This is a genomic window from Aeromicrobium sp. NPDC092404, from assembly GCF_040684095.1.
Taxonomy (GTDB): domain Bacteria; phylum Actinomycetota; class Actinomycetes; order Propionibacteriales; family Nocardioidaceae; genus Aeromicrobium.
This window is the reverse complement of record NZ_JBFBFI010000002.1, coordinates 201,855-221,244: the sequence shown is the minus strand read 5'-3', so window position 1 is coordinate 221,244 and position 19,390 is coordinate 201,855. Positions and strand designations below refer to the sequence as shown.

At 69.4% G+C, this 19,390-nt stretch carries 19 protein-coding genes; 13 read left to right on the top strand and 6 right to left on the bottom strand.

The window, feature by feature from the left end; all coding sequences use genetic code 11:
- Nucleotides 1-30 precede the first annotated feature (30 nt).
- Entirely contained in the window at nucleotides 31-924 is an 894-nt protein-coding gene (locus AB0N22_RS11455) for a rhodanese-related sulfurtransferase (RefSeq protein WP_364639881.1), read from the top strand.
- Between the two features lie 2 nt (nucleotides 925-926).
- Here AB0N22_RS11455 and AB0N22_RS11450 read toward each other — a convergent pair whose 3' ends face one another.
- Together AB0N22_RS11450 and AB0N22_RS11445 are read right to left on the bottom strand one after the other, a co-directional pair.
- Nucleotides 927-1,601 (bottom strand): TetR family transcriptional regulator, encoded by a 675-nt coding sequence (locus AB0N22_RS11450; protein WP_364639878.1) that lies wholly within the window; start codon nucleotides 1,599-1,601, stop codon nucleotides 927-929.
- Between the two features lie 28 nt (nucleotides 1,602-1,629).
- Nucleotides 1,630-2,049 carry a hypothetical protein gene (locus AB0N22_RS11445; protein ID WP_364639875.1) on the bottom strand — a complete coding sequence of 140 codons (420 nt, stop codon included), beginning with the start codon at nucleotides 2,047-2,049 and terminating at the stop codon, nucleotides 1,630-1,632.
- A gap of 201 nt (nucleotides 2,050-2,250) precedes the next feature.
- Here AB0N22_RS11445 and AB0N22_RS11440 point away from each other — a divergent pair, with 201 nt between their 5' ends.
- From AB0N22_RS11440 to AB0N22_RS11425, 4 genes are read left to right on the top strand one after another with little or no spacing between them, the layout of a single operon-like run.
- Entirely contained in the window at nucleotides 2,251-2,619 is a 369-nt protein-coding gene (locus AB0N22_RS11440) for a YciI family protein (RefSeq protein ID WP_364639872.1), read from the top strand.
- A gap of 1 nt (nucleotide 2,620) precedes the next feature.
- The gene (locus tag AB0N22_RS11435; RefSeq protein ID WP_364639869.1) at nucleotides 2,621-2,986 is read left to right on the top strand and encodes a YciI family protein; all 366 of its coding nucleotides are present in this window, start codon (nucleotides 2,621-2,623) and stop codon (nucleotides 2,984-2,986) included.
- 56 nt (nucleotides 2,987-3,042) lie between these two features.
- On the top strand, nucleotides 3,043-4,290 hold the full coding sequence (locus AB0N22_RS11430; protein ID WP_364639866.1) for an RNA polymerase sigma factor: 1,248 nt from the start codon (nucleotides 3,043-3,045) through the stop codon (nucleotides 4,288-4,290).
- Nucleotides 4,291-4,319: 29 nt separating this feature from the next.
- Nucleotides 4,320-5,783, top strand: a complete 1,464-nt coding sequence (locus AB0N22_RS11425) for an MFS transporter (RefSeq protein ID WP_364639863.1) — start codon at nucleotides 4,320-4,322, stop codon at nucleotides 5,781-5,783.
- Between the two features lie 18 nt (nucleotides 5,784-5,801).
- Here the strand turns inward: AB0N22_RS11425 and AB0N22_RS11420 are convergent, their stop codons facing one another.
- Genes AB0N22_RS11420 through AB0N22_RS11410 form a run of 3 tightly spaced genes read right to left on the bottom strand, consistent with a single transcriptional unit; the run spans nucleotide 5,802 to nucleotide 8,338 of the window.
- On the bottom strand, nucleotides 5,802-7,160 hold the full coding sequence (locus tag AB0N22_RS11420) for a neutral zinc metallopeptidase (protein WP_364639860.1): 1,359 nt from the start codon (nucleotides 7,158-7,160) through the stop codon (nucleotides 5,802-5,804).
- 54 nt (nucleotides 7,161-7,214) lie between these two features.
- Nucleotides 7,215-7,703 (bottom strand): hypothetical protein, encoded by a 489-nt coding sequence (locus AB0N22_RS11415; protein WP_364639857.1) that lies wholly within the window; start codon nucleotides 7,701-7,703, stop codon nucleotides 7,215-7,217.
- Between the two features lie 47 nt (nucleotides 7,704-7,750).
- Entirely contained in the window at nucleotides 7,751-8,338 is a 588-nt protein-coding gene (locus tag AB0N22_RS11410) for a hypothetical protein (RefSeq protein ID WP_364639854.1), read from the bottom strand.
- A gap of 134 nt (nucleotides 8,339-8,472) precedes the next feature.
- Between AB0N22_RS11410 and dnaK the strand changes: the two genes are divergently transcribed.
- The 8 genes from dnaK (at nucleotide 8,473) to AB0N22_RS11370 (ending at nucleotide 18,643) form a co-directional block, all read left to right on the top strand.
- On the top strand, nucleotides 8,473-10,341 hold the full coding sequence (dnaK, locus tag AB0N22_RS11405) for a molecular chaperone DnaK (RefSeq protein ID WP_364639851.1): 1,869 nt from the start codon (nucleotides 8,473-8,475) through the stop codon (nucleotides 10,339-10,341).
- Complete coding sequence (gene grpE / locus AB0N22_RS11400) at nucleotides 10,338-10,958, top strand: nucleotide exchange factor GrpE (RefSeq protein WP_364639848.1); 621 nt, start codon at nucleotides 10,338-10,340, stop codon at nucleotides 10,956-10,958. The genes dnaK and grpE overlap by 4 nt, the downstream gene beginning before the upstream one ends.
- Nucleotides 10,959-10,975: 17 nt before the next feature.
- Nucleotides 10,976-12,103: a molecular chaperone DnaJ gene (gene dnaJ / locus AB0N22_RS11395; protein ID WP_364639845.1), complete on the top strand. Its 1,128-nt coding sequence runs from the start codon at nucleotides 10,976-10,978 to the stop codon at nucleotides 12,101-12,103.
- Nucleotides 12,100-12,483 (top strand): MerR family transcriptional regulator, encoded by a 384-nt coding sequence (locus AB0N22_RS11390; protein ID WP_364639842.1) that lies wholly within the window; start codon nucleotides 12,100-12,102, stop codon nucleotides 12,481-12,483. The genes dnaJ and AB0N22_RS11390 overlap by 4 nt, the downstream gene beginning before the upstream one ends.
- A gap of 212 nt (nucleotides 12,484-12,695) precedes the next feature.
- Entirely contained in the window at nucleotides 12,696-13,175 is a 480-nt protein-coding gene (locus AB0N22_RS11385; protein WP_364639839.1) for an RDD family protein, read from the top strand.
- 78 nt (nucleotides 13,176-13,253) lie between these two features.
- Complete coding sequence (locus tag AB0N22_RS11380) at nucleotides 13,254-14,276, top strand: SPFH domain-containing protein (protein WP_364639837.1); 1,023 nt, start codon at nucleotides 13,254-13,256, stop codon at nucleotides 14,274-14,276.
- A complete protein-coding gene (locus AB0N22_RS11375) occupies nucleotides 14,273-15,163 on the top strand; it encodes a hypothetical protein (protein WP_364639834.1) in 891 nt (296 codons plus the stop codon). The genes AB0N22_RS11380 and AB0N22_RS11375 overlap by 4 nt, the downstream gene beginning before the upstream one ends.
- A gap of 96 nt (nucleotides 15,164-15,259) precedes the next feature.
- Complete coding sequence (locus AB0N22_RS11370; protein WP_364639831.1) at nucleotides 15,260-18,643, top strand: pyruvate carboxylase; 3,384 nt, start codon at nucleotides 15,260-15,262, stop codon at nucleotides 18,641-18,643.
- On the opposite strand, the gene AB0N22_RS11365 is transcribed toward AB0N22_RS11370, so the two are convergent.
- Entirely contained in the window at nucleotides 18,640-19,287 is a 648-nt protein-coding gene (locus AB0N22_RS11365; RefSeq protein WP_364639829.1) for an NAD(P)-binding oxidoreductase, read from the bottom strand. The two genes, AB0N22_RS11370 and AB0N22_RS11365, sit on opposite strands and share 4 nt — an antisense overlap.
- Nucleotides 19,288-19,390: the final 103 nt, after the last annotated feature.

Genomic DNA, 19,390 nt, shown 5'->3' with positions numbered 1-19,390 from the left:
GGGTAGGCGCGCGGTCTCTAGAATTGCCCGGTGGCCACTCCGAAAGTCCTGCTGTTCTACGCGTTCACACCTCTGCCCGACCCCGAGGCGGTCCGCCTGTGGCAGCACACCCTGTGCGACTCGCTCGGTGTCCGAGGCCGCATCATCATCAGCAAGGACGGCATCAACGCGACGCTCGGTGGCGACGTCGTGCAGCTCAAGAAGTACGTCCGAGGCACCCGCGCCTACGCCCCGTTCAAGGAGATCGACTTCAAGTGGAGCGAGGGGCGCGCACTCGAGGACGGCACGACCGCGGACTTCCCGCGCCTCTCGGTCCGGGTGCGCGACGAGCTGGTCACGTTCGGCGCTGCGGGTGAGCTCGAGGTCGACGAGTCCGGCGTCGTGGACGGAGGGACCCACCTGACACCCGCCGAGCTCCACGCCCTCGTCGAGTCCAAGGACGTCGTGTTCTTCGACGGCCGCAACCAGGTCGAGTCGGCGATCGGGCACTTCGCAGGCGCGGTCCGGCCGCCGGTCGAGACGACCCGGGAGTTCATCGCGGCGCTCGACAGCGGGGCGTACGACCACCTCAAGGACCAGCCCGTCGTGACCTACTGCACCGGGGGCATCCGCTGCGAGGTGCTCACCCCGCTCATGAAGAAGCGCGGGTTCCAGGAGGTCTACCAGCTCGACGGCGGCATCGCGACGTACGGCGAGGCGTACGGCGACGACGGCCTCTGGAAGGGCTCGCTGTACGTCTTCGACGACCGGATCACGATGGACTTCTCCGATCACACGGAGCTCGTCGGCAGCTGCGACACCTGTGCGGCACCGACCAACCACGTGGCCGACTGCGGCGACGTCTCGTGCGTGCGCCAGATGGTCAGGTGTCCCGCGTGCTTCGCCGATGGCACGATGTGCGCGTCGCACGCCGCCGTGGCGTAGACCTACGGGCGAATCATGTGGATCAGGCCGACGATGTCGTCGACCACACCCCGGACACCGGGGAGCCGGGTGAGGCGCAGCATCCGGTCGATGATCGGCACGGTCTGGTCGACGAGGTCGCGGGTGCGCTGCTGACCCGTGCTGGTGTCGTGCACCCAGAACAGCACGATGCCCATCTGCAGCAGCCAGAGCAGCTCGGGCAGCTCCTCGCGCAGGCCCTTGGCGAGCTTCAGGTCCGAGCCGTCCACGACCCGGCGGTGCAGCTCGATCGCGGCCTCGCGTGCCGCTGACGAGTCCTCGCTGAACGGCGAGAGCGGGCTGCTGGGCTCGGCCGCGTTCTTGAAGAACTTGCCCGCGAACTCGTGGTACGGCTCCGCGACGTCGACCCAGGCCAGCAGCACTCCACGCAGCCGGTCCGTGAACCCGTCGGCGCCGGCCAGAGGAGCCTCGGCGGCTTCGGCGTGCGCCGCCTGGATCTGGTCGTAGTAGGCCTGGATCAGATGTTCCTTGGACGAGAAGTAGTAGTAGGCGTTGCCCACCGACACACCGGCCTCGTCGGCGATCGCCCGCATCGTCGCCTGGTCGTAGCCACCGGACCGGAACAGTCGCATCGCCGCGTCGATGATCGACTGCCTGGTCTGCTCGGCCTTGCTCGAGCGCGCGGAAGTGTCGGTCACGGTGGCCAATCTAGTCGTCGCGTGAGACTCAGCGCTGGGGCGCAGGCGGGTAGGTCATGTACGGCGGCGGCACCTGCTGTGCCTGCTGGGGGTGCGCGGCATCCCGGCGGCCGCGGCGACGCATCGACGAGAAGACCAGCACGTTGACGAAGTGCACCGCGCCGAGGACGAGCATCACGATGCCGATCTTCAGGCTGAGCGTCTCGAGCAGCCCGGTCAGGTCGAGCACCTCGCCACCCCCGCGCAGGTAGAGCATCACGAACCCGAGGTTGAGCAGGTAGAACCCGACGACCAGCAGTCGGTTGACGGCGTCGGCCAGTGCGTGGTCGTCGTCGAACACGTCGCCGAGGAACACCCGGCCGTTGCGCGAGAGCGTCGAGGCGACCCACACGGTGATCGGGACTGCGACGAGGAGATAGGCGAGGTACGTGATGACGGTCCAGCTCATGATGGCTCCTTGGTATTTGAACGTGTTCAACTCTGACTCTCAGAAGCGTACGCACATTTCTGAACATGTTCAACTCCGCCGGTGAGCCTCAACGGGGACGGCGCCGAAACTTCCCTTGGTGCTGTGTCGAAATCCGGCTTCGCCGGACGACGTACGGGTGAAAGGCTGGCCACCAGGCCGCCACCGACACAGGAGACACCCATGCGCTTCCTCAGCTACATCGAGTCCGATCCCGCCCAGGGCCCGCCGCCGCCCGAGCTGTTCCAGGCGATCGCCGAGTTCGGCGAAGAGCTGTTCAAGAGCGGCGTCGCGATCGACCAGGGCGGCCTCGCCCCCATCGAGGCGAGCCCCCACATCCGGGTCTCCGGCGGCGCGCTCACGATCATCGACGGCCCGTTCACGGAGTCAAAGGAGGTCATTGGCGGATACGGCATGTACGAGGTGCGGTCGATCGAGGAGGCCGTCGAGTACTCGCGCCGATTCATGCAGATCCACCTCGACACCTGGCCGGGCTTCGAGGGGACGAGCGTCGTCCGCCAGGTCTTCGGCCCCGACGACACGGAGGCCTGAGATGCGCTATCTCGTGCTGATCCACGTCGACGAGAACGTCGGTGGCGAGCCTCCTGCGGAGCTGATGGACGCGATGTCCGCCCACGTGGCGGACGAGCGGCACGCGAAGCTCGTCACGGACGCGGGCCTGATGCCGACCTCGGCCGCGACCCGGGTGGCCTCGCGCGGCGGCGACGTCCTGACGACCGACGGGCCGTTCGCCGAGACCAAGGAGGTCGTCGGCGGTTTCATGCTGATCGAGGCCCCGACGCACGACGACGCGCTGGCCTGGACGCGCGGATTCGTCGGCCTGCATGCCGAGCACTGGCCCGAGCTCGAGGTCGTCACCGAGCTGCGACAGGTCGCCGGCAGCCTCAGCGAGGGCTGACCGCGACGCAGCAGAGCGCTGCACACGGCTGCGGCGGTGGTGGTTGGATCGGTGTCATGCCCGATCACGACCTCCACCGCTCGGTCGAGGCGGTGTGGCGGGTCGAGTCGACCCGGCTCGTCGCCGCGCTCGTCCGCATCACGCGTGACGTCGGGCTCGCAGAGGACCTCGCGCAGGACGCGCTCGAGGCGGCACTCGCCCAGTGGCCCGAGTCCGGGGTGCCGGACAAGCCCGGCGCCTGGCTGATGGCGGTGGCGAAGCGGCGTGCCGTCGACACCTTCCGGCGCCGCGAGCGGCAGGAGCGCGCGTACGGCGAGGTCGAGCAGCGGCACGTCGACGTCGTGGCAGGCATCGAGTCGTCGATCGACCACGTCGAGGACGACGTCCTGCGCCTCATGTTCATCTGCTGTCACCCGACGTTGTCGTCAGACGCCCGGATCACGCTGACCCTGAGGCTGCTCGCGGGACTCACGACCAAGGAGATCGCCCGGTCGTTCCTGACCTCCGAGGCGACGATCGGGGCGCGCATCACCCGGGCCAAGAAGGCCCTCGCGGCGGTCGACGCCCCGATGGAGGAGCCGGCGGAGGACGAGCGTGCCGAACGCCTGTCCGCCGTGCTGGGGGTGCTCTACCTGCTGTTCAACGAGGGCTACTCCGCCACCACGGGCGACGACCTGCTGCGCCCGGGGCTGTGCGACGAGGCGCTGCGACTGGGTCGCATCCTGGCGACGCTGGCTCCCGCCGAGCCCGAGGTGCACGGGCTGGTCGCCTTGATGGAGATCCAGTCGTCCCGCACCGCAACCCGTACCGATGGCGCCGGCGCCCCGGTGCTCCTGCTCGACCAGGACCGCTCGCGCTGGGACCATCCGCGGATCCGGCGCGGCCTGGCGGCGCTCGAGCTCGCCCGGTCACTCGGTCGCCCGCCCGGTCCGTACGTCCTGCAGGCCGGCATCGCCGCGTGCCACGCCCGGGCGCGTACGGCGGAGGAGACCGACTGGTCGAGGATCGCCGAGCTGTACGAGTCGCTGGCGGTGCTGTCGGGCTCCGCGGTCGTCGAGCTCAACCGGGCCGTCGCGCTGTCGATGTCCGAGGGCCCGGCGGTCGGTCTCGCCCTCGCCGACCAGCTCCTGGACGTCCCCGCCCTCGAGGAATACCACCTGCTGCCGAGCGTGCGCGGCGACCTGCTCGCCAAGCTCGGTCGCACGGCCGAGGCCCGCGCAGAGCTCGAGCGGGCCGCTTCACTGACGCAGAACGAGCGGGAGCGCGACCTCCTGCTGCGGAGGGCTGCCGAGATGCCTGATTGACCCTCGGACCGCAGGGTATGAGAGACCGCATGTCAACCTCGGCGAAGTCATCGAGTCCTGAGATCGGTCGCATCACCACCGACATCCCCGCCCGCATGGACCGGCTGCCGTGGGCGCGTTGGCACTGGCTCATCGTCATCGGGCTGGGCACGGTGTGGATCCTCGACGGGCTCGAGGTGACGATCGTCGGCAACTTGTCGGACGTGTTGAAGGACCCGGACACGGGACTGGGCCTGTCGAGCTCCGACATCGGACTGGCCGGTGCCATCTACGTTGCCGGCGCCTGTCTCGGCGCGCTGTTCTTCGGCCAGCTGACCGACCGCTTCGGTCGCAAGAAGCTCTTCATCCTCACGCTGCTGGTCTATCTGATCGGCACCGTGCTGACGGCGTTCTCGATGAACCCGGTGTGGTACTTCGCGTGCCGCTTCATCACCGGTGCGGGCATCGGCGGCGAGTACGCCGCGATCAACTCGGCGATCGACGAGCTCATCCCTGCCAAGTACCGGGGCCGCATCGACATCGCGATCAACGGCTCGTTCTGGGTCGGCGCCATGGGCGGCGCGCTGCTGACGATCCCCTTGACGGATCCCAACATCGTCGACCAAGGCATCGGGTGGCGCTTCGCCTTCGGCCTGGGCGCGATCCTCGGGTTCGCGGTCCTGTGGGTTCGCAAGAACGTGCCGGAGAGCCCGCGCTGGCTGTTCATCCACGGCCGCGAGGAGGAGGGCGAGCGGATCGTCAAGGAGATCGAGCGGACCGTCGAGGAGGAGGACCACCTCGAGCTCGGGCCGGTCGACGAGACGATCACGATCCGCCAGCGCAAGACGATCCCGTTCACGACGATCGCGCACACCGTCTTCGCGCTCTATCCGCGTCGCACGATCCTGTGCCTAGCGCTCTTCGCCGGCCAGGCGTTCCTCTACAACGCGTTCTTCTTCACGTACGGCGACACGCTCTCGACGTTCCTCGACGTCAAGCAGACCGGTTGGTACATCGCGGCTTTCGCGTTCAGCAACTTCGTCGGCGCGCTCGCCCTCGGGCCCTTGTTCGACAAGGTTGGTCGCGTGCCGATGATCGCCGGCACGTACATCATCTCCGGGACCCTGCTCGGCCTCGCCGGGCTCAACCTGGACAACTTCACGGCCACGACGCTGACGATCGCCGGCTCCGTGATCTTCTTCTTCGCCTCTGCCGGCGCCAGCGCGGCCTACCTGACCGCCAGCGAGGTGTTCCCGATGGAGACCCGTGCGCTGTGCATCGCGTTCTTCTACGCCGTGGGCACCGCGATCGGCGGCATCGCCGGCCCGCTCCTGTTCGGCCGGCTGATCGACGACGCGACCGAGGCCAAGGACATCACCCAGATCGCCACCGGCTACTTCATCGGCGCGGCGCTCATGGTGGGCGCCGGCATCGTCGCGATCTTCCTGGGCGTCAAGGCCGAGGGCCAGTCGCTCGAGAACATCGCCAAGCCACTCACCGCCGAGGACGCCTGAGGTACGCCGAACGCCTCGTCAGCCCTTGTAGGTGACGCAGGGTGCGACCCCCTCCAGGACACCTTCGCGGAACGCCTGTACCCGGCCGTAGCCGGCGCCCTGACGATCCACGTCGCCGTCCCCACGGAAGACCAGCAGGGCCTTGATGCCCTCGTCGAGGTCGCCCGGCGAGATGCTGAAGGTGCTGGTCTCGGCCCGGTCGTGCAGGATCACGCTGGCGGTGTAGGCGCCGGCGAAGCAGTCGCCCTTCAGGGTGGAGAGCTTGGCGTCCGACTCGTCGCCGAGACGCGTGAGCGCGGCCAGTCCCCACTGGGTCGCGAGCAGCGTCGTCACGGCGTAGTCGCCGCCCTGGCGATAGACCTCCGGCATCGTCGTGACGTTGTCGAAGCCGATGTAGTCCTCGGGCACGCAGTAGAACAACGAGAAGTCCGCCGTCGACTGCCCGTTGCAGGTGGGTGCGCTGGCCGGGTCGAACGGCTCGTAGCCCTTGAGCGGCGTCCACTTCTTGCCGCCGGAGATCTTGGGGAAGACCTGCGTCCAGTAGTCCTCGATGTCGTACGGGACCTTGTTGACGATCGTGTCGTAGTCCTCGTTGCCGCCCGACGCGGCGTCCTCCTCGTCGGAGAACGGCAGCTCGAGGACGATGGGCGTGCCGTCCTTGTACGACGCGCATGTCTCGAGGCCGTCGTCGAAGCCGTCCTGGAAAGCGCTGACGCGGTCGAACCCGCTGCCGTGCGCCGACGCGTCGGCGCTGCTGGTGCCCGGGGTGTCGCGCAGGTCGAGGATCCCGGCCAGGGCGGTGTCGAGATCGGCGGCCGTGACCTCGAACGCCCCGGTCTTCTGGGCGTGCTTGGACCAGGCGCCGGCGAAGCAGTCCGCCTGCAGCTCCGAGGAGACCGTCAGCTCGGTCTCGTCGAAGAAGCCCGAACGCTGCTGCATCGCGTGCCCCCACTCGTGGGCCAGCACGACCGGGATGACGAAGTCCCCGTACTTCTTCTGCAGGCCGGGCAGCAGGTTCTCGGCGTCCCATGCGACGGAGTCGTCGAGCTTGCAGTAGAAGGCGTTGCCCTGGACGTCCGCATAGCCTCTCGCACACTCCGGGCCGGCGGTCGACTCCGACGTCGACGCGAACAGCCCGCCCTTGATCGGCCGGTACTTCTCGCCGTACAGGTCGGGGTACGCGTCGGTCCAGTACGCCTGGAGGTCGGCGATGGCCTTGATGGCCAGCTTGTTGACCGGATCCGAGGCGTCGCCGTCGATCTTGACGCTGTCGATGTCCGGCTTCGTCGCCGTGGGTTCGGCCTTCTCGGCCTTCCCACCGCCGCATCCGGCGACCAGCACGAGCACGGCAACGGCGGACAGCAATCTCCTACGCATGGCCGAGAACCTAGCGGTGGGCGCGATTGCGTGGGCCGGTTTTCGGCATTCGCGCTAGCTGTTGCGGTCGTACTCCGGGATGTCCTCGGCGTCCGACTCGTGCCCGTACGTGCGCTGCATCGCGGCGTTGAGCGACGACACCATGTGCGCGATGACGACGGCGACGTAGTCGTTGACGCGGCTCCGGGCCTGGGTGCTGGGCTCGGGGTCCAGGTCCGAGGCCGACAGCTCGAGCACCCGATCGCTGCCGGCGCGGGTGAGCATCACGGCCGGCTCGTTGGGCTCCTTGGCGACCCAGACGGCAACCCGCGTCTCGACCGACGCCTCGGGGACGTCGCGCGAACGAGCCAGCACGTGCGTCGTGATGACGCCGGACGGCGGCGCCTCGTAGCCGTCGGGCGGGGTCACCGCGTGGATGCCGTGGCCGTCGACCTCGATCTGGGCCAGGTGCGCGATGTCGCGCGAGATCTGGCGCGATGCCGTCTCGGTGACGAGCTCGTGCGCGGTGCGTGCCCAGGCGTCGCTGCGGTCGTCGGCGTTCATGCGGGTCACAGTAGACCCCCCCGCGGGGCAGCGTCAGCCGCCCAGCCTCAGGATTCCCACGTCCACGTCGTGAGGATCGACGTGCTGATGTCCCGACGTTCGGCTGCCGGGACGTCCGGGCTGAACGACAGCGTGATCACGAACCCCTTGTCGTCGTGGGACACGACATACTGCTCCGCCCGGTACTTGGGGGTGCCGAGCTCGAAGTACGCGCTGGTGTGGACGGCCTCCTCGCCGTCGATCTCCACCGCTTCGTGCGTCGTGATGCGGGTGGCGCTGGCGTCGCCGAGGATGTCCTCTGCAGCGTCCTCCAGGTCGGCACCCTCGAGGTCGAGGAAGGTGTCGTCGCTGACGACGTTGATGTTGTCAGGGAAGCCGTCACTGTCCTCGACGTCGACCGCCAACGAGACCGCTCGGGTCTCGGACTCCTCCCAGCCGTCGGGCACGGAGAAGCTGAAGTCGTCGTTCGACACCGCGTTGCCGTCAGCAGGCTCGGAGCTGAGCGGCGTGGACTCGACGGTCGTCGGGGTGCTGGCGCTCGGCTTCGGCTCGCCGCCGCCCTCGGACTCGCACGCGGCGAGGGTCGCGAGCAGCACGGCAGCGACGGCAGTTGCCGCGCGGGCAGGTGACCTCATGTCTGCAACGTATCGGATTCGTCCCCGGGACCCGGAATGAATGCGGCTTGGGCAAAGTTGATAACATCAGACTCAAGTCATTTGACACACATTCTTGAAGTCATCATCAGCACCCAACAGCAGGAGGAAACACCATGGCCAGAGCGGTCGGAATTGACCTCGGCACGACCAACTCGGTCGTCGCCGTACTCGAAGGTGGCGAGCCCACCGTCATCGCGAACGCCGAAGGCGCCCGGACGACCCCGTCGGTCGTGGCCTTCGCCAAGGACGGCGAGGTGCTGGCTGGTGAGGTCGCCAAGCGTCAGGGCGTGACCAACGTCGACCGGACGATCCGCTCCGTCAAGCGTCACATCGGCACGGACTGGAAGACCGAGATCGACGGCAAGTCGTTCAACCCCCAGCAGATCTCGGCGTTCATCCTGCAGAAGCTCAAGCGGGACGCCGAGGCCTACCTCGGTGAGCCCGTCACCGACGCGGTCATCACTGTGCCGGCCTACTTTAACGACCACCAGCGCCAGGCCACCAAGGAGGCCGGCGAGATCGCCGGCCTGAACGTCAGCCGGATCATCAACGAGCCGACCGCGGCCGCGCTGGCGTACGGCCTTGACAAGGGCGACGACCAGACGATCCTGGTGTTCGACCTCGGTGGCGGCACGTTCGACGTGTCCCTGCTCGAGATCGGCGACGGCGTCATCGAGGTCAAGGCGACCAGCGGTGACAACCACCTCGGTGGTGACGACTGGGACGAGAAGATCATCGACTGGATCGTCACGCGCTTCAAGAGCAGCACCGGTCTCGACCTGACCAAGGACAAGATGGCGATGCCCCGCGTCCGCGAGGCTGCCGAGCGCGCGAAGATCGAGCTCTCGAGCTCGTCGTCGACGTCGATCAACCTGCCCTACATCACGGTCGACGCCGAGAAGAACCCCGTGTTCCTCGACGAGACGCTGACCCGGTCGGAGTTCGAGAAGATCACGGCCGACCTGCTCGAGCGCACCAAGGCGCCGTTCAACAGCGTGATAAAGGACGCCGGCGTCGCGCTCAGCGCGATCGACCACGTCGTCCTGGTGGGTGGCTCGACCCGTATGCCCGCCGTCTCGGCCCTGGTCAAGGAGATGACCGGCGGCAAGGAGCCCAACAAGGGCGTCAACCCCGACGAGGTCGTCGCGATCGGCGCGAGCCTCCAGGCCGGTGTCCTCAAGGGCGAGGTCAAGGACGTGCTCCTGCTCGACGTCACCCCGCTGAGCCTCGGCATCGAGACCAAGGGCGGCGTCATGACCAAGCTCATCGAGCGCAACACGACGATCCCGACCAAGCGGTCCGAGGTCTTCACGACGGCTGACGACAACCAGCCCTCCGTGGCGATCCAGGTCTACCAGGGCGAGCGCGAGATGGCCGCCGGCAACCAGCTGCTGGCCACGTTCGAGCTCACCGGGCTGCCCCCGGCGCCGCGCGGCGTGCCCCAGATCGAGGTCACGTTCGACATCGACGCCAACGGCATCGTCAACGTGTCGGCCAAGGACCGCGGCACGGGCAAGGAGCAGTCGATGACGATCACCGGCGGCTCGGCCCTGTCCAAGGACGACATCGACAAGATGGTCAAGGACGCCGAGCAGTACGCCGAGGACGACCGCAAGCGTCGCGAGGCCGTCGAGGCTCGCAACCAGGCCGAGTCGCTGGCTCACTCCACCGAGAAGTTCCTCGCGGAGAACGGCGACAAGGTCGGTGACGAGGTCAAGACCGAGGTCCAGGCCGACCTCGATGCCCTCAACGAGGCGCTCAAGGGCGAGGACAGCGACGCCGTCCAGGCGGCCGTGACCAAGCTCGGCGAGTCCAGCTCCAAGATGGGTGAGGCGATGTACGCCGCTGCCGCCGCAGAGGCGCAGGCCGCCGGCGCGGACGCTCCGACGGCGGACGCAGCCGACGATGACGATGACGTCGTCGAGGCCGAGATCGTCGACGACGAGCCGGCTGACGGCGAGTCGAAGGGTGATGCGAAGTGACCCAGCCCGACGAGGGCTCGGTCCCCGAGCAGGGGGCCTCGACAGGCTCAGCCGGCGAGACGCCGGCCGAGCCCGTCGAGACCCCGGCCGACCCGACACCGGACGACGCCCCGCGGGAGCCCACGCCGGAGGAGCAGCTGGCCGAGCGCACGGCTGACCTCCAGCGGCTCCAGGCGGAGTACGTCAACTACAAGCGACGCGTCGACCGCGACCGTGAGCTCGTACGGGCTCAGGGCGAGGCTGCCGTGCTGCAGTCCTTGCTGACGGTGCTGGACGACATCGCCCGTGCGGCTGATCACGGTGAGCTGGAGGGCGGCTTCAAGGCCGTCGCCGACTCGCTGCAGCAGGCCGTGGCCAAGCACCGCCTCGAGGCGTTCGGCGCCAAGGGCGAGGCGTTCGACCCGTCGCTGCACGAGGCGGTGTTCCACGCGGGCGAGTCCGCCGATGTGGACACCACGACGGTCGACAGCGTCATGCGTACCGGCTACAAGATCGGCGACCGCGTGCTGCGGGCGGCGACGGTCGGCGTGGTCGACCCGGCGACGACGCCGGCCGAGCCGGCCGCAGCGAGTGATACTGAGCAGGACGTCCTGACGGACGAAGCGCCTGACGAGTAACCAGGAAGGAGGACGGGATGGCAGCCAGTGACTGGGCGACCAAGGACTTCTACAAGGTCCTTGGCGTCAAGAAGGACGCGTCGCAGGACGAGATCAAGAAGTCGTACCGCAAGCTCGCGCGCGACAACCATCCCGACTCCAACCCGGGCAACAAGGCGGCCGAGGAGCGCTTCAAGGAGGTCTCCGAGGCCTACGCCGTGCTGTCGTCAAAGGACAAGCGCAAGGAGTACGACGAGCAGCGCACGCTGTTCGGCCAGTTCCGCGGCGGCAACGCCGGCTACCGCCCGCCCGGTGGGCCCGGCCAGCCCGACTTCGACGTCAGCGACCTGTTCGGCGGCCTCTTCGGTGGTCGTGGCCGGGGCCGGCAGCGCCAGCCGCAGCCGCGCAAGGGTGACGACCTCGAGACCGAGGCGACGATCACGTTCGAGCAGGCCGTCGAAGGGGCGACCCTCCCGCTGCGGATGACGAGCGACGAGCCGTGCGGCAACTGTCACGGCACCGGCGCCCGTCCGGGCACGGTGCCCAAGGTGTGCGGCAAGTGCGAGGGCAGCGGCATGCAGACCGGCGCCGCAGGTGGCCTGTTCGCGATGACCGAGCCGTGCGACCAGTGCCGCGGCCGCGGGCTCATCGTCGAGCACCCGTGCGACGTGTGCCGCGGCTCCGGCCGTGCGCCGTCGAGCCGGACCCTCAACGTCAGGGTGCCGGCGGGGGTCAAGGACGGCCAGCGCATCCGGCTCAAGGGCAAGGGCGGCAAGGGCGATGCCGGTGGTCCGGCCGGCGACCTGTTCCTGGTGGTGCACGTCGAGCCGCACCAGCTTTTCGGCCGCAAGGGTGACCACCTGACGATCACGGTGCCGGTCGCGTTCGACGAGGCCGCGCTGGGCGCGCAGATCCAGGTGCCGACCCTCGACGGGCCACCCGTACGCATCAAGATCCCGGCCGGCACCCCCAACGGGCGCACGTTCCGCGCCACCGGCAAGGGCGGTCTCAAGAAGGCCGGCGGGCACGGCGACCTGCTCGTGACGGTCGAGGTGCAGGTGCCGACCGACCTCACCGACGAGGCCCGGGCCGCGATCGAGACCCTGCGAGAGCTGCGCGGCGCGACGTCGCCGCGTGATGGACTGTTCGAGGCGGTGACGACATGAGCTCGAGTCCCTTCAGCCCACCCGGCCCCGAGGCCAAGGTCTTCGTGATCAGCGTGGCGGCCGAGCTGTCCGGCCTGCACCCGCAGACGCTGCGCACGTACGACCGGCTCGGCCTGGTCGAGGCCGGCCGCACGGGCGGCGGCGGGCGTCGCTACTCGCTGCGTGACATCGAGCTGCTGCGCACCGTCGCGCGCCTCACCGCCGAGGGCCTCGGGCTCGAGGGCGTCAAGCGCGTGATCGAGCTCGAGAACCAGGTGCTGGCCCTGCAGGAGAAGGTCGCCGAGCTGCAGGCCGAGCTGGCCCAGTCCAAGCTCCCGCAGAACCTGCCGGCCCTCGTCGCCGACCAGCACGTCGTGATCTGGCACCAGAAGCGCCGCTAGGGTCAACCCAGAAGCAGCGGACGCCGTCGACCACCGTCTCGCTCAGGTGCGTCATGGGTCTCCCTGGTCTGTGCGCCGCACAGCGCGAACGCGAGCCCAACCGCTCGGAGAGCAGCTGTCGGACGATCGTGACGGGATGTTCCGAGACGACCCACGGGCGACCCGTGCGCCGGTACGGTGTGGGTCCGACCGCGATCAGATCGAGGACCACGATGACCGAGCACGAAAGCTCCAGCCAGACGCGTCTCGCTCCGTGGCACGAGCGAGTGCTCGCCTACCTCGTCGACGTGGCGCCGCTCGTGGCGCTGTTCGTCGTTCTCGGCCTGGTCACCGACGACCCGAAGTCGTACGCGCCGATCGGGATCCAGATGACGCTGAACTCGTCGAGCTCGTCCTTCATGATCAGCGGCGTGACATCGCTCGTCTACCTCGCGATCACGCTGGTGTGGTTCGGCTACAACTGGCTGCGCCGCCAAGGCTCCACGGGCCAGACGATGGGCAAGAAGGTCATGGGAATCGCGGTCCAGGACGCTGCCCGCCAGCCGATCGGCGCGGGGCTGACCTTCGCCCGGCAGCTGGCCCACGTGCTCGACCTCCTGCCCTGCTTCCTCGGCTACCTGTGGCCGCTGTGGGACCGCGAGAAGCGGACGTTCGCGGACATGATCATGCAGACCCGCGTGCACCGCGTCTGATCCGAGGTCCTCTGCGTCGGCGCCGGCGGCGTACAGGGCAGACTGTCTCCACCGCACCAGTTCTCTCGGAGGAACCGCATGGCAGACATCTCGAAGCGCCCGTTCGTCAACCACCTGAGGTCGGACCCGACCTCGTTCGTGCTGCAGCTCCGGGCCGGCAAGGTGAAGCGGTCGGGAGCGGGCGTGTCGTTCTGGTTCAGGCCGAGCTCGGCGGCCCTGGCCGAGGTGCCGCTCGACGACCGTGAGCAGGCCCTGATGTTCCAGGCCCGCACGTCGGACTTCCAGATGGTGTCGGTCCAGGCGACGGTGACCTACCGGGTGTCCGACCCCGCGGTCGCGGCCACCCGCATCGACTTCGGCATCAGCCCCCGCACCGGTCAGTGGAACGCGCGTCCGCTGGAGCGCCTCGGCGGCCTGCTCACTGAGCTGGCGCAGCAGCCAGCGCTCGAGTACATCGCCGGGATCTCCCTGGCGGAGGCGCTGTCGCACGGCATCGGTCCCGTACGTCAGCGCGTCGCCGAGCAGCTCGCGGCGGACGAGCGGCTGGTCGAGCGCGGCCTGTCGGTGACCGACGTGCGAGTCGTGGCGATCCGCGCCGAGGCCGACCTCGAGCGCGCGCTCCAGACCCCGACCCGCGAACAGGTGCAGCAGGAGGCCGACCGGGCCACGTTCGAGCGTCGTGCCGTGGCGGTCGAGAACGAGCGGGCGATCGCCGAGAACGAGCTCCGCAACCAGATCGAGCTGGCTCGCCGCGAGGAGGAGCTCGTGCTGCAGCGCGGCCAGAACGAGCGCAAGCGCGCCGCCGAGCAGGCCGAGGCCGACAAGATCGCCACCACGGCCAAGGCCGAGCGGCAGGGCCTCATCGCCAAGGCCGACGCCGATCGCACCCGCGAGCTGGGCGACGCCGACGCAACCGCGGAGACCGCCCGGTTCGCCGCCTACGCCGGGATCGACCAGGACAAGCTCGTGGCGCTGGCCCTGCGGGAGCTGGCCGCCAACGTCCCGCCGATCACGCACCTCAGTGTGACCCCGGAGCTGCTCAGCCCGCTGCTCACGCGCCTCGGTGACCGTCAGGAGACGCCGGACCCGGTGTCCGAGTGAGCCTGCGCCCCCGCGCCGTCGTCGTCCATCGGCGCTCGGAGTACGACGACCTCGTCGCCCGGCACGGGACGCACGGGCAGGCCGAGTTCTACCTGTCGCAGCGCGGTCGCGACATTGCGGAGGTGCAGCAGCGGCATGCCGCCCTGGACGAGGCGAAGGCGACCGTCTCGGCCGGCATCCCGACCGAGTGGCGAAGGGCCGAGGTCGAGAGGTCCGAGCTCGACCGCTTCGTGTTCGGGCCCGAGGACGTCGTCGTGGCCGTCGGCCAGGACGGTCTGGTCGCCAACGTCGCCAAGTACCTCGCCGGGCAACCGGTCGTCGGCGTCAACCCCGAGCCGATGTGGAACCCGGGGATCCTCGTCCCGCACGCACCCGAGGCGTCCGGCGCCGCCATGAGGGCGTACGCCGGAGGGACCGCGGCGCTCGAGGAGCGCACGATGGTCGAGGCGGTGACCGACGACGGGCAGGAGCTCCGCGCTCTCAACGAGCTGTTCATCGGTCATCCCACGCACCAGTCCGCGCGCTACGTCGTCCAGACCGCGGAGCGCCAGGAACGGCACTCGTCCTCGGGCATCCTGGCCGGTACGGGGACGGGCGCGACCGGATGGTTGCGGTCGAGCTGGCAGGAACGGCAGAGCAGCCTGCCGCTGCCCCCGCCGACCGCTCCTGAGCTGTGCTGGTTCGTGCGCGAGGCGTGGCCCTCACCGGCGACGGGCACCTCGTTCACCGAGGGCATCATCGGCGAGGGGCAGGCGCTCGTGGTGGCGTCGGAGTCCGACCGGCTGGTGTGCTTCGGCGACGGCATCGAGCAGGACGCCCTCTCGCTGTCGTGGGGCCAGCGCCTGACGATTCGGCGATCGGCCTGGCGGCTGCGCCTCGTGCGCTGACACCTCGTCCGCAAACATGAGGGAACCCTCGCAATGTGTTCGTGACATGCGAGCGATAGGTTGACCCCGACGTTTCCGCCGAGCAAGGACGATCCGTTGTTCCAGAAGATTCTCGTCGCCAACCGGGGTGAGATCGCGATCCGCGCGATCCGTGCTGCCCACGAGCTGGGCGCGCAGACCGTTGCCGTCTTCCCGCACGAGGACCGGGGCTCGGAGCACCGGGTGCGCGCCGACGAGGCGTACGAGATCGGCGAGCGCGGCCATCCCGTGCGGGCCTACCTCGACCCCGAAGCGATCGTCCAGGCCGCGGTCAGCTGCGGAGCGGACGCGATCTATCCCGGCTATGGATTCCTGTCGGAGAACCCAGACCTCGCCGAGGCTTGCGAGCAGGCCGGCATCACGTTCATCGGCCCGGCCCGCGAGGTCCTCGAGCTCACGGGCAACAAGGCATCGGCGATCGCCGCTGCCAAGGCCGCAGGCGTCCCGACCCTCAGCTCGGTCGAGCCGTCGTCCGACGTCGACGAGCTGCTCGCCGCGTCCGACGTGCTGACATACCCGCTGTTCGTCAAGGCCGTCGCCGGTGGTGGTGGCCGTGGCATGCGCCGCGTCGACGACCCGGCCAAGCTGCACGAGTCGATCGAGGCCGCGATGCGTGAGGCAGACGGCGCCTTCGGTGACCCGACGTGCTTCATCGAGGAGGCCGTGGTCGACGCGCGGCACATCGAGGTCCAGATCCTCGCCGACCAGCGCGGCAACGTCGTGCACCTGCGCGAACGGGACTGCTCGGTGCAGCGGCGCCACCAGAAGGTCGTCGAGATCGCTCCTGCGCCCAACCTCGACCGCGACACCCGCAAGGCGATGTGTGCCGACGCCGTGAAGTTCGCCGAGTCGATCAACTACTCGTGCGCCGGCACCGTCGAGTTCCTGCTCGGCGCCGACGGCCGCTACGTCTTCATCGAGATGAACCCCCGGATCCAGGTCGAGCACACCGTGACCGAGGAGGTCACCAACGTCGATCTCGTGCAGGCGCAGATGCGCATTGCGGCGGGCGACACCCTGGCCGATCTCGACCTCGCCGACCAGTCCGCGATCAAGGCCCGTGGCTTCGCGCTGCAGTGCCGCATCACGACGGAGGACCCCTCCAACGGCTTCCGGCCCGACACCGGCACGATCACGTCCTACCGCTCCCCGGGCGGTCCGGGTGTCCGCCTCGACGGCGGCACGACGTTCACCGGCGCGGTCGTCAGCGCCCACTTCGACTCGATGCTCTCCAAGCTGACCTGTCGTGGCCGGGACTTCGAGGCTGCGGTGACGCGGGCCGAGCGCGCCCTCCGCGAGTTCCACGTCGGGGGCGTCTCGACCAACATCCCATTCCTCAAGGGCCTGCTCGCCAACGCGGACTTCCGCGCCGGTCACGTCACCACGACGTTCATCGAAGGCCACCCCGAGCTGCTCGATGCGCACGGCGCCTCGGACCCGGCTGGCAAGATCCTGTCGTGGCTCGCCGACGTGACGGTCAACAAGCCGAACGGCGCCGCGCCGACGTTGATCGACCCGCGAAGCAAGCTGCCCGAGGTCGACCTCTCGGTCGCCCCGCCCGACGGCTCCCGCCAGCTGCTCGCGCAGCTCGGCCCGGAGGGGTTCGCCGAGGCGCTCCGCCAGCGCGACACCGTCGGCGTCACCGACACGACCTTCCGCGACGCCCACCAGTCGCTCCTCGCGACCCGCGTACGCACGCGTGACCTGGTGACGGTCGCACCGTACGTCGCGCGGACGACGCCGCAGCTGTTGAGCATCGAGGCGTGGGGCGGTGCGACGTACGACGTGGCGCTGCGGTTCCTCAAGGAGGACCCCTGGGAGCGCCTCGCGGCGATGCGCGAGGCGGCTCCGAACATCTGCCTGCAGATGCTGCTGCGGGGGCGCAACACCGTCGGCTACACGCCCTACCCGACCGAGGTCACCGACGCCTTCGTGCACGAGGCCGCGGAGACGGGGATCGACATCTTCCGCATCTTCGACGCGCTCAACGACGTCGACCAGATGCGGCCGGCGATCGAGGCCGTCCGGGCGACCGGCACGGCCGTCGCGGAGGTCGCGCTCTGCTACACCGCCGACCTGTCGAACCCCGACGAGAAGCTCTACACGCTCGACTACTACCTCGAGCTCGCCGACCGGATCGTCGACGCCGGCGCCCACGTGCTGGCGATCAAGGACATGGCCGGGCTTTTGCGCGCGCCCGCCGCCCGTACGCTCGTCCGCGCGCTGCGCGAGCGGTTCGACCTGCCGGTGCACCTGCACACCCACGACACCCCCGGCGGCCAGCTCGCGACGTTGGTCGCGGCGATCGAGGCCGGGGTCGACGCCGTGGACGCCGCCTCGGCGGCGCTGGCCGGCACCACGAGCCAGCCGCCGATGTCTGCCCTCGTCGCGGCGACGAACCACTCCGAGCGCACGACCGGCCTCGACATCGATGCCGTCAACGCCCTCGAGCCCTACTGGGAGGCGACCCGTCGCCTCTATGCGCCGTTCGAGTCGGGCCTGCCGGCGCCTACCGGTCGCGTCTACCGCCACGAGATCCCGGGCGGCCAGCTGTCCAACCTCCGTCAGCAGGCGATCGCCCTCGGGCTCGGCGAGAAGTTCGAGCAGATCGAGGACATGTACGCCGCGGCGAACGACATCCTCGGCAACGTCGTCAAGGTGACGCCGTCGTCCAAGGTCGTCGGTGACCTCGCGCTGCACCTCGTCGCGGTCGGCGCCGACCCCGAGGCGTTCGCCGACGACCCGGCCTCGTTCGACATCCCCGAGTCGGTCATCGGCTTCCTGTCCGGCGAGCTCGGCGATCCGCCCGGCGGGTGGCCCGAGCCGTTCCGCACCAAGGCGCTCGAGGGTCGCAGCACCAAGCCCAAGGTCACCGAGCTGACCGACGACGACCGCCGAGGCCTGGCCGACGACCGCCGGCACACGCTCAACCGCCTGCTGTTCCCCGGACCGACGGAGGACTTCGACAGGGCTCACGTCGAGTTCGGCGACCTGTCGGCCGTACCCACCGGCGCCTTCCTCTACGGCCTCCGCAACGACGACGAGACCGAGGTCGAGGTCGCGGAGGGCAACCTCCTGCTGTTCGGCATCGAGGCCGTGGGCGACGCCGACGAGCGCGGCATGCGCAACGTGCTCGGCACGATCAACGGCCAGCTGCGGCCCACCGAGGTCCGCGACCGGTCGGTGGACTCCAAGGTCGCCTCGTCCGAGAAGGCCGACACCGGCAACCCGCAGCACGTCGCGGTGCCGTTCGCCGGCGTCGTGCACGCGACCGTCGCCGAGGGCGACACCGTCGAGGCGGGCCAGACGGTCGCCACGATCGAGGCCATGAAGATGGAGGCCTCGATCACGACGCCCAACGCCGGCACCGTCGCCCGGCTGGTCATCCCGGACACCCGTCAGGCCGAGGGCGGCGACCTGCTCCTGGTGCTGGGCGACTAGCCCGAGACCGACAGCGTCCGCCCGGTGCCGTGCCGGCCCTCGGCGGCGTCAGCCAGCACGCGAGCGACGCTGAGCCGTGAGATCTTCCGGGCCCCGATCGCGCCATCGGTCGTGACCCGGGCCTCGGCCTCCGGGCCATAGGTCAGGTGCACCGGCTGCACCAGCGTCCACTCCAGGTCGCTGTCCCGCACGACCTGCTCCTGCAGCTCGGTGTCGGCGATCTGCGGCTTGAGCAGCAGCGCGAAGATCGCCCTGTCGGCGGCGCCGAGCAGCGGCCGGGTCGGGCCCACGCCGTACGAGGACTGGACCACCAGCCGGCCCACACCCGCGGCACGCGCCGCGTCCACCGCGACGGCAGTGCCGCGTGAGCGTACGTCCGACGGTGTCGCGGCGGGCCCGCGCAGCCGGACCCGGATGGCCGACTCGCTGATGCCCAGCGTGATGACGATGGCGTCCTGACCGGCCGTCGCGGCGGCGAGCGCGTGGCGGTCGGTCGCGTCGCCGTCAACCGTGATCAGGTCGCCGTCGAGCTCGAGGCTCGACGCATGGCGCGAGAAAGCAGTGACGGTGTGGCCGCGACGGAGCAGCTCGGCCGTGGCCGCGCGGCCGGATCCGCCGGTGGCGCCGATGACGAGGATCTTCATGATGTCTCCTGTGTGGTGAAGGGGTGATGTCTCGACGCTAGATCTGCCGGCCGGGATGATCTATCGTCGAACAACCGCTTGTGTTGATCGATCGTCCGGAGAC

Bases quoted from the DNA above. Each gene is read 5' to 3' on its own strand.
- AB0N22_RS11380 (WP_364639837.1), top strand. From the start codon at position 13,254: ATGGCAGACATCTCGAAGCGCCCGTTCGTCAACCACCTGAGGTCGGAC.
- AB0N22_RS11415 (WP_364639857.1), bottom strand. From the start codon at position 7,703: ATGAACGCCGACGACCGCAGCGACGCCTGGGCACGCACCGCGCACGAG.
- AB0N22_RS11385 (WP_364639839.1), top strand. From the start codon at position 12,696: ATGACCGAGCACGAAAGCTCCAGCCAGACGCGTCTCGCTCCGTGGCAC.
- dnaK (WP_364639851.1), top strand. From the start codon at position 8,473: ATGGCCAGAGCGGTCGGAATTGACCTCGGCACGACCAACTCGGTCGTC.
- dnaJ (WP_364639845.1), top strand. From the start codon at position 10,976: ATGGCAGCCAGTGACTGGGCGACCAAGGACTTCTACAAGGTCCTTGGC.
- AB0N22_RS11365 (WP_364639829.1), bottom strand. From the start codon at position 19,287: ATGAAGATCCTCGTCATCGGCGCCACCGGCGGATCCGGCCGCGCGGCC.
- AB0N22_RS11425 (WP_364639863.1), top strand. From the start codon at position 4,320: ATGTCAACCTCGGCGAAGTCATCGAGTCCTGAGATCGGTCGCATCACC.
- AB0N22_RS11440 (WP_364639872.1), top strand. From the start codon at position 2,251: ATGCGCTTCCTCAGCTACATCGAGTCCGATCCCGCCCAGGGCCCGCCG.
- AB0N22_RS11390 (WP_364639842.1), top strand. From the start codon at position 12,100: ATGAGCTCGAGTCCCTTCAGCCCACCCGGCCCCGAGGCCAAGGTCTTC.
- AB0N22_RS11435 (WP_364639869.1), top strand. From the start codon at position 2,621: ATGCGCTATCTCGTGCTGATCCACGTCGACGAGAACGTCGGTGGCGAG.
- AB0N22_RS11420 (WP_364639860.1), bottom strand. From the start codon at position 7,160: ATGCGTAGGAGATTGCTGTCCGCCGTTGCCGTGCTCGTGCTGGTCGCC.
- AB0N22_RS11410 (WP_364639854.1), bottom strand. From the start codon at position 8,338: ATGAGGTCACCTGCCCGCGCGGCAACTGCCGTCGCTGCCGTGCTGCTC.
- AB0N22_RS11445 (WP_364639875.1), bottom strand. From the start codon at position 2,049: ATGAGCTGGACCGTCATCACGTACCTCGCCTATCTCCTCGTCGCAGTC.
- AB0N22_RS11430 (WP_364639866.1), top strand. From the start codon at position 3,043: ATGCCCGATCACGACCTCCACCGCTCGGTCGAGGCGGTGTGGCGGGTC.